This window comes from Streptomyces sp. NPDC001415 (genome assembly GCF_053597395.1).
In genome coordinates this window covers 124427-137576 of sequence record NZ_JBSFIE010000010.1, presented here as the reverse complement: position 1 = coordinate 137576, position 13150 = coordinate 124427, and the positions used below count along the sequence as shown (strand labels likewise).

Genomic DNA, 13150 nt, shown 5'->3' with positions numbered 1-13150 from the left:
GGCACGGTCCGCCGTCGTTCGTCAGGATGTGGACATGACCAACGATGGGGGACGGGCGAACGAGCCCACCAGCTACGGCCTGCGGCCCCCGGAGCCCGCTCCGGTACCGCAGCAGTCGGCGTACGAGCCGACGACTTACGAACCGACGCGGCAGCAACCGGCCGACGGCACAGGGCGGCTCCTCGGCGGCCGCTACCGGCTCGTCTCGCGGCTCGGACACGGCGGCATGGGCACGGTCTGGCGGGCCCGCGACGAGGTCGTCGACCGGGACGTCGCGGTCAAGGAACCCCGCGTGCCCGACCACTTGGGCGAGCGCGAGCGGGCCACCGTCCATCTGCGCATGCAGCGCGAGGCCCGCGCCGCCGCCCGCATCGACCACCCCTGCGTGGTCACCGTGCACGACGTCGTCATGGAGGACGGCAAGCCCTGGATCGTCATGGAGCTGGTGCGCGGCCAGTCGCTCGCCGACCGGCTCCAGGAGGGCACCCTCGACGTCCGCGAGGCGGCCAGGATCGGCCTCGCGGTGCTCGGCGCGCTCGCGGCGGCGCACGAGGCGGGCGTCCTGCACCGTGACGTGAAGCCGGACAACGTGCTGCTCGGGCGCGGCGACCGGGTCGTGCTCACCGACTTCGGCATAGCCCAGGTCGAGGGCGAGCAGGGCCTGACCGAGACCGGCGCGTTCGTCGGCTCGCCCGAGTTCATCGCCCCGGAACGGGTGTTGGGCCGGCGGCCAGGACCCGAGTCGGACCTCTGGTCGCTCGGCGTCGTCCTGTACGCGGCCGTCGAGGGCATGTCCCCCTACCGCCGCAGCAACACCCCGGCCACCCTCCAGGCCGTGCTCTCCGCCGAACCGCAGATGCCCGCCCGGGGCTCCGGGGCGTTCGGCACCCTCGTCATGCAGCTCCTGCGCAAGGACCCGGCGGCCAGGCCGAGCGCCGCCGAGATCCGGGCGACGCTTGAGCCGGCCGCGAACCCGGCCCCGGCCCCGCTCGCGGCGACCCGGCTGTACGCGGGCGAGGGGGCGCCCACCGGCGGGAACCGCTGGGTGCCGCCGGTCCTCGCCGGCAACCGGGGGGCTCAACTCGGCCTCGGTGGCGGGGTGTTGGCGGCCGCGGTCGCCCTCGTGCTGCTCCTGGTCAATCCGTTCGGCGGGGGCGGCCTGCCCGAGGGGTGGCAGGTCAGGCCCGAGAACGAGGTGCTGCACGCGGACGTCACGGTCCCCGACGACTACGCGCGCACCCAGGGCACCGACGGCGACAACGTCACCTACAAGGACCCGAGCGCCGTCTTCCAGGTCTACGCCGACCGGCTCGACCCGGCCACCGACAAGACCCACAACACGCTGCCCGGCGACCCCGGGGCGTGGAAGACGTACTACGAGAAGGGCGGCAAGAACGGCACCGAGTTCACGAACGGCAAGGTGACCACCACCACCGTCCGGCACCAGGGCCGGACGGCGTACGACATCGTCACCGACTACACCCCGAACTCGGCCTCCTCCGACGCCAATCCGACCCGCTACCGCTACCACGAGCTGCTCGTCCCCGGGAAGGGCACCGTCTACTGGCGGCTGCGGGTGTCGATGCCGGCCGCGGGCCAGGCGGAGAAGGACGGCGAGAAGCTGTTCGCTCAGGTCGCGGACGGTCTGAAGATCCACGACCTGTAAGTCCTGCGGGCCTCCGGTGGCCGTAAGTCGCTGATCAGCACTTATGCAGCCAGCGATCGCTGGCGGGGTTACCGGGGGTCCGAAAACCCGTTACCGACGGGTACCGAAAGTGGTCCGCCGGGCATACGCTCGCCCCATGACGGACTCGCAGGCCTCGCCCACGACCACGCTCAAGACCGCCGGAACCAACCCGGTCGCCCCGGCCCCAGCAGGCGCGCGCACCGCGGCCGATGTGGTCACGGGCCAGCTGGTCGCCCAGCTCACCCGGGGCGTGGCCGGCTCCGGACGGACCGCCAACCACACCCCGTTCACCGGGGAGAAGCTGGCCGACCTGCCCGAGTCCACCCCCGAGGACGTCGCCGAGGCCTTCGCGCGCGCCCGCGAGGCGCAGCCCGCCTGGGCCGCGACGCCGGTCCGCGCCCGCGCCGCCGTGCTGCTCCGCTTCCACGACCTGGTCCTCGCCCGCCAGGCCGAGGTGCTTGACCTGATCCAGCTGGAGACCGGCAAGGCGCGCCTGCACGCGCACGAAGAGGTGCAGGCCGTCGCGGTCGCCGCCCGGCACTACGGCCGTAAGGCCCCGTCGTACCTCAAGCCCAAGCGGCACACGGGAGTCGTGCCCACCCTGACCAAGGTCACCGAGCTGCGCCAGCCGCGCGGGGTCGTCGGCCAGATCGCGCCCTGGAACTACCCGCTCGAACTGTCGGTGGGCGACGCGCTGCCCGCGTTCGTCTCCGGCAACGCCGTCGTGATGAAGCCCGACACCGAGACCGCGCTGACCGCCCTGTGGGCGCGCGACCTGCTGATCGAGGCGGGCCTTCCGGCCGAGGTCTTCCAGGTCGTCCTGGGGGAGGGGCCGGTCGTCGGCCCCGAGGTCGTCAAGCACGCCGACTACGTCTCCTTCACCGGCTCGACCCGTACCGGCCGCGAGGTCGCCCAGGGCGCGGCGGCCCGACTCGTGGGCGTGTCCCTGGAGTTGGGCGGCAAGAACGCCATGCTCGTCCTCCACGACGCCGATGTGGAGAAGGCGGCCGCGGGCGCCGTCCGCGCCTGCTTCTCCTCCGCCGGACAGCTCTGCATCTCGATCGAGCGACTGTACGTTCACGAATCGATCGCCGACGCCTTCGTCGATCGATTCGCCGCACGTACGAAGGCGATGCGGCTCGGTCGATCACTCGCGTACGGAGCGGACATGGGCTCCCTCGTCGGCGAGCGCCAGCTGGAGACCGTCACCCGGCACGTCGAGGAGGCCGTCGCCAAGGGCGCCAAGCTCGTCGCGGGCGGCGTCGCCCGCCCCGACATCGGCCCGCTCTTCTACGAGCCCACGATCCTGGACGGCGTCGAGGCTCCCATGGCGGTGTGCACCGAGGAGACCTTCGGCCCGGTCGTCTCGATCTACCGCTTCAAGGACGAGGACGAGGTCATCGAGCAGGCCAACGGCACGCCGTACGGCCTCAACTCCTCGGTGTGGACGAAGGATTCGCGCCGCGGCCACGCCGTGGCGGCCAGGCTGAGCACCGGCACGGTCAACATCAACGAGGGGTACGCGCCCGCGTACGGCAGCGTCCAGTCGCCGATGGGCGGCATGAAGGACTCCGGGCTCGGCCGCCGGCACGGCTCCGAGGGCATCCTCAAGTACACCGAGGCCCAGACCATCGCCCAGCAGCGCATCCTGCCGCTTGCCCCTTCCTTCGGCATGGACGACGAGAAGTACGCGGCCTTCATGAGCCGCAGCCTGAAGGCGATGAAGGCCCTGCGTCTGCGCTAGCTCCCATCGAAGACCAGTCCGCCCCTGTGCACGAGGAGAGCCATGTCCCAGGTACCCCCAGCCCAGAAACCGGACAAGGACGGCGGGGACGACTACGACTACGACGTCGTCGTGGTCGGCTCGGGCTTCGGCGGCTCGGTGACGGCGCTGAGGCTCACCGAGAAGGGCTACCGGGTCGGCGTCCTGGAGGCGGGCCGCCGCTTCACCCCGGCCACGCTCCCCAAGAACTCCTGGGACATCAAGAACTACCTGTGGGCGCCGAAGCTCGGCCTGTACGGCATCCAGCGCATCCACCTGCTGGGCAACGTGATGGTGCTCGGCGGCGCCGGAGTCGGCGGCGGCTCCCTCAACTACGCCAACACCCTCTACGTGCCGCCGAAGCAGTTCTTCGACGACCCGCAGTGGAAGGACATCACCGACTGGCAGGACGAGCTGGCGCCGTACTACGACCAGGCGCGGCGCATGCTCGGGGTCCGGCTCAACCCGACGATGACGCCCTCCGACGTCCACCTCAAGGCGGCGGCACAGCGCATGGGGGTCGGTGACACGTTCCACATGGCGCCGGTCGGCGTCTTCTTCGGCGACGGTCAGGACGCCGACGGTACGTCAAAAGTCAAGCCGGGGACGGCAGTTGACGATCCGTACTTCGGCGGGGCCGGGCCTTCCCGCAAGGCGTGCACCGAGTGCGGCGAGTGCATGACGGGCTGCCGGCACGGCGCGAAGAACACCCTCAACGAGAACTACCTGTACCTCGCCGAGAAGGCCGGTGCGGTCGTCCACCCCATGACGACCGTCGTCTCGGTGACCGGCGACTCGCGCGGCGGCCACGCCGTCGCCACCCTGCCGACCGACCGCAAGAACTCCGCGGGCCGGCTCTTCACCGCCCGCCACGTCGTCATCGCCGCCGGCACCTACGGCACCCAGACCCTGCTGCACCGCATGAAGGCGGGCCGCCAACTCCCGTACATCTCCAAGAAGTTGGGCGAGCTGACCCGGACCAACTCCGAGGCGCTCGTCGGCGCGCAGACCACAAGCCGCCGCTACCGCAAACAGCACGGCGCGCCCAGGGTCGACTTCACGCGGGGCGTCGCCATCACCTCCTCGATCCACCCGGACGAGAACACCCACATCGAGCCGGTCCGCTACGGCAAGGGCTCGAACGCGATGGGCAGCATGTCGATCCTCCAGGTGCCGTACGGGGTCAACCGGGTGCGCAACTGGCTCGGCAACGCGGCGAAGCACCCCCTGCTCCTCGCACGTTCGATCAGCAACCACCGCTGGTCCGAGCGAACGATCATCGGCCTGGTCATGCAGTCACTCGACAATTCGCTCACCACCCATCTCAAGCCGGACGGCGTCGGCAAGGGACTGCTGACCGCCGAGCAGGGCCACGGCGCGCCCAACCCCAAGCAGATCCGGGCGGCCACCGAGGGGGCGACGGCGATCGCCGCGGAGATCAACGGCTTCGCCGGTTCGAACGTCGGCGAGCTCATGGGCACCCCGCTCACCGCGCACTTCCTGGGCGGCTGCCCGATCGGCGACTCACCCGAGACCGGCGTGATCGACCCGTACCACCGGCTGTACGGGCACCCCGGCATCTCGGTCGTCGACGGCGCGGCCATCTCGGCGAACCTGGGCGTGAACCCGTCCCTGACGATCACCGCACAGGCCGAGCGCGCGATGTCGCTGTGGCCGAACAAGGGCGAGGAGGACCCGCGTCCCGCACAGGGTGCGGCCTATGTGCGGCTCGCCCCGATCGAGCCGAAGTCCCCGGCGGTCCCGGCGGAGGCGTTCGGCGCCCTGAAGCTGCCGTTCCTGGGGATGCCGGCGGTGCCGCCGAAGCCGCACGCGTAACCCCGGCCCGGACACGACAAGAGGCGCTGCACCCCCCTCCGAGTGCAGCGCCTCTCGCGTGTGCGGAGACCTGGTGGAGCCCCGCCGACGTGAACAGAACACGGGCGAGGCTGTTGGTTCCGCATGCATGACCCGTGGCTCCTGTGAATGGTTGTCCTGCCTTCACGAAATCCTTATGTGATCCACGCCACCTCTCCCTCGCGGCAACCTTCGCGCGGCTCCGCATGTCGAACCGCTGCCGCGGCGTGTGCCGCACCGGACATGTCAAGAGGGGCCATCAGAAGTGAGCGAGAAGCCGCCGATCTCGAAGGGGCCGTCGGGCGACGACTCGCTGCCGGACGAGATCTGGGAGCAGTTCGTCCGCGACACCGAGCGGGACATCAGGAAGTCCGCGCCGAAGGAGCCCTCGGCGCGGGCCCGGATGGTGACCGAGCGGCTGCGCAAGGAGCAGGAGGCCGCCGAGGCCGCCGCCCGCGGACGCAAGGGCAGAAAGCGCCCGGCCCAGCCCGAGGGCTGGCGGACCGGGCCCGCCTGGCAGGAGATGGACGGGCGGGCCGGGCGCAGGCGCCGCGTCCGGGGCGTGCTCGGCGTCCTCGCCGCCGCGGGCGTCCTCCTGGTCGCGCTGAACCCGTCCCGCGCGCTGTCACTGATCACCGGCGACGACAGCTCCAGCGGCACGGCGACGGCCCAGCTCCCGCCGGAGACCGCCGCGCCCACGGCCGCCCCTTCCTTCTCCGACCCCGACCACCCCACCCTGAAGGAGCCGTTCCGCGGCTCGCCCGCGGCGCGGTACGCGGACGGCGCCGCCGGTATCGAACTGCCCGAGGCCACCGCCCTGGGCGGACTCTCCAAGGAGCAGGTGGCCGCGGCCCTGACCCGCACCCGCGACCTCCTGATCGACGCCGACCTGAACCCGGCGACGCTGCACGGCGGCCGCCCCGAAAAGGCGCTGGGTCTCATCGACCCGCTGCAGAAGGACCTCCTCGGCGACCTCACCACCGCCCTGGTCAAGCCGGACAAGGAGCACGACCCGCTGAACTTCTTCAGCCGCTTCGACCCCGAGAAGATCAAGCTCGTCGGGGACGTGGTCAAGACCCGCGGCCGGATGACGTTCGACAAGGACGCCAAGAGCGGGGTCGTCGTGCACGCCGACTACACCTTCGTCTACCCGGTGGTGAAGGCGGCGCCGGGCTCGGAAGAGGTGGCCCGCACCATCGTGCGCCGGATCCTCGACGTCCAGGTCTCCGACCCGGCCGTCATGACGTCCACCGCGGGGAAGCTCAGGATCGTCAGGTACGACGTGGACATCTCCAACTCGCGGTGCGCGCTCTACGACGGCTATCTGTACCCCGATTTCGCCGACGAGACCCCTTCGGGCCCCAGCCCGAGCGGCTCTCCCATCGACCCGTACGACCGCAGCAGGGAGCTGAAGCCGGACCGTCCGGAGGGCTGCGGCCTGGTCAGCCGCACGTAAGCCCTGCCGATTTCTCCCTAACTCCCTTGCAGACATGGAGAGTTGACATGAGAACCCGTACCGCACTGGCCGGTGTCGCGGCGGCGTCAGGAGCGCTGCTCCTTGCCGCCTGCGGCCCGTCCGCCCCCGCCGCGAAACCGGCGGCCCCCAGCGCCTCGTCCACCCACCCGGTCTTCTCCAGGCCCCTGGACGCCCGCCCGTACGCGGCGCTCGGCCAGACCAAGGCGGCGAAGAACGCGACGTTCACCCAGACCGTCACCTTCTCGGCGAAGGGCGCCGACGCGGTCCTGAAAACCACCGGCAAGCTGGACTTCGAGGGCGGCCGCGCGGACGGCTCGCTGGGCTGGACCGTGGGGGAGGGGTTCCCGGAAGGGGCGGCGAAGGCGCTGGGCAATGTCGACCGGCATCGCCGCAGGACCGACCAGGCGGCCCGGCTGGTCATCGACCGCCAGAACGTCAACTACCGCTCGGCGACGGCGGATTACTGGCTCCGTTACACCGGAACCACCCCTCTGACCGGCGACCCGTACGGATACGCGGCGCTTGCCGCCAACGCCTGGCGCGGCAACCAGGCACCGTTCAACGGCACGCTGCTGGAAATCCTCGCGGCCACCGGCGAGGCCAAGGAGGAGGCGCTGCCGGACGGCGGCCGCCGCTACCGGACCGTGCTGGTCGGACGCTCGGTCACTGTGCTCCTGAGGGGCGTTGTTCCCGACGGCGGGCTCGCCGAGGCCGGCACCACAGCGCGCTACCCCTTCACCATGACCGTGGACCGGGACGGCCGGATCACCTCCGCCGAGACCGATGTGTCGGCGGCCGTCGCCAAGGGTGAGCAAAGTGAGATCGCCGGGGTGCAGGGTCTGCGCATCAAGCTGACGCTTGAGGGCTACGGCAGCTCGGCGTACGGCGCCGTGCCGGCCGCGGACAAGGTCGTCCCGGCGGCCGATGCCATCGTCCACCTCCAGGGGGCCAAGGCCGGGGCCTGCGTCGACTTCGGTACGGGGCTGACGGACAGGAGCCTCGTGGTCAAGGCCGACTGCGGGCACGCGCACGACGGCCGCATCCTCGCCCGCCCCGGGCTTCAGGACGGCGGCTACCCCGGCAGCGCGGCGGTGAAGAAGCAGGCGGACGCGGAGTGCACGACGGCCTTCCGCAACGCGCCTTCCGCGTGGGCCGACGAGAACGTCCACGAGGGGGCGTTCTGGTACGTCTGGCCCAGCGAGGACAACTGGAAGCGGGATTCGCAGCACGCCGCGACCTGCTACGTCCTGTCCCGCTGATCCAACGAAGGCCGACCAAGCGAAGGCCGACCGAGCGAAGGGCCCCGCAGCCACCCCGTACAGCGGATGCGTACGGGTGGCCGGCGGGGCCCTGGGCCGTCAGCACCGACGTCAGGGCTGCGTCGGTGCCGCGGGGCGGCGCCGGGGGGTGCGCCGCTGGACTGTGTGCGCCAGGGTGGCCGACCCGGCGCGTGCGAGGCGCGCGAGTGGTGTCGACCATTGGCAACGGGGGTGCGGATTACGGGACTTGTCATTGCATCGTGCTGGACGGGCCGCGCCCGGCGCAACCGTTTCGACCGGATGCGGCCGGCCCCGGGCGTCCCCGGAACCGGCCGACCTTATGGGGTGACCGGGCTGCTGTCCCCTGCCGCCCGGTCACGCACACCGGGGCGAGGTCCCACGACGCACTTGCAGGTGCGTCACACGCCCCAGCGGAGCCACGCGTGGTTTTTTCGGGCCCGCCCCTGGCTGGCACGGACACCCCACCAACGAAGCCGGGCCGGGGGCGGTCACGGCGCCGTACGGGTGAGGAGCGCCCGAACTCAGATGCGGCCCCGGCACAGCTCCAGCATCGTCATCGCGAGGGCGGTGCCGGGCTTGCCCAGGGCGTCGCGGAAGCGGGCCAGGACCTCCATCTCGCGGTTCAGGTTGACCCGGCGGCCGCCGGAGGCGATGCGGGACTCCTGGATGACGGCCGAGACGGCCATGCGTTCCTGGATGAGGCCGATGATGTGGTCGTCCAGCGCGTCGATGCGCTCGCGCGCGCCGGTGATCACGGCCGCGGCCTCGTCGGTGCGGGCGCCGGTCTTCTCGGTGACGGACATGCTCATGAGGGCTCCTCGGAATTCGATGGGGTCGGAATTCGGTGCGGCGCCCCGGGTCGGCAAGGACCGGAAACCAACTGAGCGCCCCGGACCTTGTCGGCCCGGGGCGCTCAGTGGAAGTTGCTCGTCAGTTGCTCAAGCAGCACGACCATGGCGTCCGGCGGGCCGGATGCCATAGGTAAAGACGAAGGTCTGGTGCTTGCGCATGCGCACAGTATGGACCGACGCCCCGAGCGCGGGGCAATCCGGGTTCGGATGGTGAGACGAACCCGGACCCGTGCGCCCCGGTAGAATCGACAAATACCGACCCCCTCCCACCGCCGGAAGGCCGCCTCCCGTGCCAGCAGCACCCTCCGCAGCCGCGCCCGACAGCAACCCGGACGTCGTCCTGGTTGTCGACTTCGGCGCGCAGTACGCCCAGCTCATCGCCCGCCGCGTCCGCGAGGCCCGGGTCTACAGCGAGATCGTCCCGAGCAGCATGCCCGTGGCCGAGATGCTGGCCAAGAACCCGAAGGCGATCATCCTCTCCGGCGGCCCGTCCTCCGTGTACGCCGAGGGGGCCCCGCGCCTGGACCGCGCGATCTTCGAGGCCGGGGTGCCGGTCTTCGGCATGTGCTACGGCTTCCAGCTGATGGCGACGACGCTGGGCGGCACGGTCGACGACAACGGCGCCCGCGAGTACGGCCGCACCCCGCTGACCGTCTCCAAGCTCGGCTCCACCCTCTTCGAGGGCACCCCGGCCGAGCAGTCGGTGTGGATGTCGCACGGCGACGCCTGCTCCGCCGCCCCCGAGGGCTTCACGGTGACGGCCTCCACGGACGTCGTCCCGGTGGCCGCCTTCGAGAACGACGAGAAGAAGCTGTACGGCGTCCAGTACCACCCCGAGGTGCTGCACTCCACGCACGGCCAGCAGATCCTGGAGCACTTCCTCTACCGCGGCGCGGGCATCGAGCCGACCTGGACGACGCACAACGTCGTCGAGGAGCAGGTCGCCCTCATCCGCGAGCAGGTCGGCACCAAGCGCGCGATCTGCGGCCTGTCCGGCGGCGTGGACTCCGCGGTCGCCGCGGCCCTCGTACAGAAGGCCATCGGCTCGCAGCTGACCTGCGTGTACGTCGACCACGGCCTGATGCGCAAGGGCGAGACCGAGCAGGTCGAGAAGGACTTCGTGGCCGCCACCGGCGTCCAGCTGAAGGTCGTCGACGCGCAGGAGCGCTTCCTCACCGCGCTCGCCGGGGTCTCCGACCCGGAGACCAAGCGGAAGATCATCGGCCGCGAGTTCATCCGCGTCTTCGAGCAGGCGCAGCTGGAGATCCTCCAGGAGGACGGTCCCGAGGTCGCCTTCCTCGTGCAGGGCACGCTGTACCCGGACGTCGTGGAGTCCGGCGGCGGCACCGGCACCGCGAACATCAAGTCGCACCACAACGTGGGCGGCCTGCCCGACGACATCGAGTTCGAGCTCGTCGAGCCGCTGCGCAAGCTGTTCAAGGACGAGGTCCGCATGGTCGGCCAGGAGCTCGGCCTGCCGGACGAGATCGTCCAGCGCCAGCCGTTCCCCGGCCCCGGCCTCGGCATCCGCATCGTCGGCGAGGTCACCAAGGACCGCCTCGACCTGCTGCGCGAGGCCGACGCCATCGCCCGCGAGGAGCTGACCGCGGCCGGCCTCGACCGCGAGATCTGGCAGTGCCCGGTCGTGCTGCTCGCCGACGTGCGCTCGGTGGGCGTCCAGGGCGACGGCCGCACCTACGGCCACCCGATCGTGCTGCGCCCGGTCTCCTCCGAGGACGCCATGACGGCGGACTGGACGCGGATGCCGTACGACGTGCTCGCGAGGATCTCGACCCGCATCACCAACGAGGTCGCCGACGTCAACCGCGTCGTCCTCGACGTGACGAGCAAGCCGCCGGGCACCATCGAGTGGGAGTAGTCCCCACTCGCTCAGCGAAACCGACGGCGCCGCCCCGCACCAGGGGCGGCGCCGTCGTCGTTGTGGGCGGACTCCCGCAGGACTCTGTTCACCTGCGGTAACGCGAGGTAGCTTCCGGCCATGACTGAGATGCCCCAGCCGATACCGGTGGACCAGCTGCGGTTCGATCTGCCGCCCGTGCACGAGAGCCCCGCCGAGGAGCGGCAGCACCGCAAGGAGCGGCTCGCGGGGGCGCTGAGACTCTTCGCCCGGTTCGGATACGAGGACGGCGTGTCGGGCCATGTCACCGCGCGGGACCCGGAGTGGGCGGACTGCTACTGGGTCAACCCCTTCGGCGTGCCGTTCGCGCACGTCACCGCGGGCGAGCTGGTCCTGGCCAACGGGGACGGGCAGGTCGTGCAGGGCAGCCACCACGTCAACCAGGCCGCGTTCACCGTGCACGCCGAGGTGCACCGGGCCCGCCCCGACGCGGTCGCCGTCGTCCACACCCACTCGACGCACGGACGGGCGCTCGCGGCCCTGGGCGAGTTCGTCGAGCCGTACACGCAGGAAGCCTGCGCGTTCTTCGAAGACCACGCGGTGTACGACGCCTACACCGGGGTGATCGTCGACGCCGAGGAGGGCCGGCGGATCGCGGCGGCGCTCGCCTCGTACAAGGCGGTCGTCCTTCGCAACCACGGGCTGCTCACCGTCGGGGACTCGGTGGACGCGGCGGCCTGGTGGTTCATCTCGATGGAGCGGTGCGCGCGCGTGCAGCTCGCGGCGCGGGCGGCCGGCAAGCCCGTGCTCATCGACCGGCGGGACGCGGTGGCGACCCGGGACCAGCTCGGCAGTGATCTCGTGGCGTGGATCAACTACCAGCCGCTGTGGCGCCAGATCAGCCGCGACGAGCCCGAACTCCTGTCGTAGTACGTCAATTTGATGGTGCGTCAATCACCCGCCCAGCCAGGCATAGCCGACCGCCGGGCGGTTTTGGTGCGCGACAATTCCCTGACGGTTCAAGGGGTTTGACGCGAGGACGGAGTTCCCGGTGGCGGTGCAGGAGGCTCGGCAATGCGGAGGTGACTGCGCGCACGGCGCGCGGGACGGGCACCGGCGTGCGGTGGCGGAGTTCCTCGCCAAGCGGGACGGGCTCGCCGCGGGCGAGGGGCTGCCCGCCGCCCTCGCCCACTCCGCCGTGGCGTCCCGCCAGTGGGTCTCGGACGAGCTCACCCAGTCCGCGCGGGTGGTCGCCGAACACGGCCGGGAAGCGGGCCGGGCCTGGCCCGAGCGGGTGTGGCGCGGCACGCTGGCGACGGTGTGGGGCGCGGTGTTCGCCCTCTGTCTCGCCGAGTCGGCGACGGCCATCGGCGCGGGCTGGACGGCGGTCCGCACCGCCGGGCTCCTGTCCGCGCTCGTGGCGGCGGCCCTGCTGACGGCGGCGGCGTACTTCCACCGCGCACGCGGCGGCCTCCTCGCACCCGTACTCGGCGAGGACAACCGGCTCTCCACCTCGCGGACGGTCGCGGCGGCCTGGATCCTGTTCGCGGTCTTCGCGGCTCTGCTCCTCGCGCTGCGCCTGGCCGCGGCGTCCGACCCGGCCGACCGCGAGAAGGTCATACGCGGTCTCGAACTCGCCCGCTGCGGCGGGCTGTTGACGGCTCTGTTCCTCACCTCGCTGATCGCGGTGGTGGTCAGCCGCGTCGTGACGGTACGTGTGTACGGGCAGCGGCTGCAGAAGGTACGCGCCGACCGGCCGCGCGGGGTCGACCTGTTCGCCGACGACGCGGGGCGGGGCAGTTTCCCGGACACCCAGTACGTGGTGGTGACGCTGGCCGCGGTGCTGTTCGCGGCGGTACGACTGGCCCGCCGACCGGACCAACTCCCGGACCTGCCATGGGGGTTGGCGCTCCTGGTCATCATCTCCGCCGTGACGTACTTCGCGGGGAAGCACGCGGAGGGGGGCCGTCCGGTGGTGCTCTCCGTCGTACGGGCCCGGGAGGCCGGCGACCTGGACGCGCCCATCCGCACCGGGGAGGACATCGAGATCCGCGGCGCGGGGTTCGTACCGCCGGGCGCGGGCACGCCGGACCGGCTCGCGCGGATGGTGGTCCGCATCGGGGCCGTCTACGTCCACGTCCCCCTCATCCCCGTCCCCGGCGGCTTCGCGAACCCGACCGACGGGGTGCTCACCGTGCCGGTGCCGGTGGACGTGGAGGCGGGTCTCGTGGAGGTTCGGGTGGTGACGGCGGCGGGGGCGGAGACGAACGCGGTGCTGGTGGAGGTGTCCGAGTAGGGGGCCCGCCCGCCACCCGCCCATTGCCCGGGGCGGGAATGAGACACCCGTTCCCCCCGTCCGTATCGTCTGGTGACAGGCGAAT

At 71.6% G+C, this 13150-nt stretch carries 9 protein-coding genes; 8 read left to right on the top strand and 1 reads right to left on the bottom strand.

The window, feature by feature from the left end:
- Positions 1-34: 34 nt before the first annotated feature.
- The 5 genes from ACWC2B_RS16270 to ACWC2B_RS16250 all read left to right on the top strand — a co-directional run bounded on the left by ACWC2B_RS16270 (position 35) and on the right by ACWC2B_RS16250 (position 8039).
- Positions 35-1666: a serine/threonine-protein kinase gene (locus ACWC2B_RS16270; RefSeq protein WP_450717108.1), complete on the top strand. Its 1632-nt coding sequence runs from the start codon at positions 35-37 to the stop codon at positions 1664-1666.
- Positions 1667-1802: 136 nt separating this feature from the next.
- Entirely contained in the window at positions 1803-3431 is a 1629-nt protein-coding gene (locus ACWC2B_RS16265; protein WP_450717107.1) for a succinic semialdehyde dehydrogenase, read from the top strand.
- Between the two features lie 42 nt (positions 3432-3473).
- Positions 3474-5285 carry a GMC oxidoreductase gene (locus ACWC2B_RS16260; protein WP_450717106.1) on the top strand — a complete coding sequence of 604 codons (1812 nt, stop codon included), beginning with the start codon at positions 3474-3476 and terminating at the stop codon, positions 5283-5285.
- 283 nt (positions 5286-5568) lie between these two features.
- Positions 5569-6759 carry a hypothetical protein gene (locus ACWC2B_RS16255; protein ID WP_450717105.1) on the top strand — a complete coding sequence of 397 codons (1191 nt, stop codon included), beginning with the start codon at positions 5569-5571 and terminating at the stop codon, positions 6757-6759.
- A 47-nt stretch (positions 6760-6806) separates the two neighbouring features.
- Entirely contained in the window at positions 6807-8039 is a 1233-nt protein-coding gene (locus tag ACWC2B_RS16250) for a hypothetical protein (RefSeq protein ID WP_450717104.1), read from the top strand.
- A gap of 542 nt (positions 8040-8581) precedes the next feature.
- Here ACWC2B_RS16250 and ACWC2B_RS16245 read toward each other — a convergent pair.
- Positions 8582-8869 (bottom strand): chorismate mutase, encoded by a 288-nt coding sequence (locus ACWC2B_RS16245; RefSeq protein WP_450717103.1) that lies wholly within the window; start codon positions 8867-8869, stop codon positions 8582-8584.
- Positions 8870-9200: 331 nt separating this feature from the next.
- Here ACWC2B_RS16245 and guaA point away from each other — a divergent pair, with 331 nt between their 5' ends.
- The 3 genes from guaA (at position 9201) to ACWC2B_RS16230 (ending at position 13065) form a co-directional block, all read left to right on the top strand.
- A complete protein-coding gene (guaA, locus tag ACWC2B_RS16240) occupies positions 9201-10790 on the top strand; it encodes a glutamine-hydrolyzing GMP synthase (protein ID WP_450717102.1) in 1590 nt (529 codons plus the stop codon).
- Positions 10791-10910: 120 nt separating this feature from the next.
- A complete protein-coding gene (locus ACWC2B_RS16235) occupies positions 10911-11699 on the top strand; it encodes a class II aldolase/adducin family protein (RefSeq protein ID WP_450717101.1) in 789 nt (262 codons plus the stop codon).
- A gap of 121 nt (positions 11700-11820) precedes the next feature.
- On the top strand, positions 11821-13065 hold the full coding sequence (locus tag ACWC2B_RS16230) for a hypothetical protein (protein ID WP_450717100.1): 1245 nt from the start codon (positions 11821-11823) through the stop codon (positions 13063-13065).
- The last annotated feature ends 85 nt before the right edge of the window (positions 13066-13150 follow it).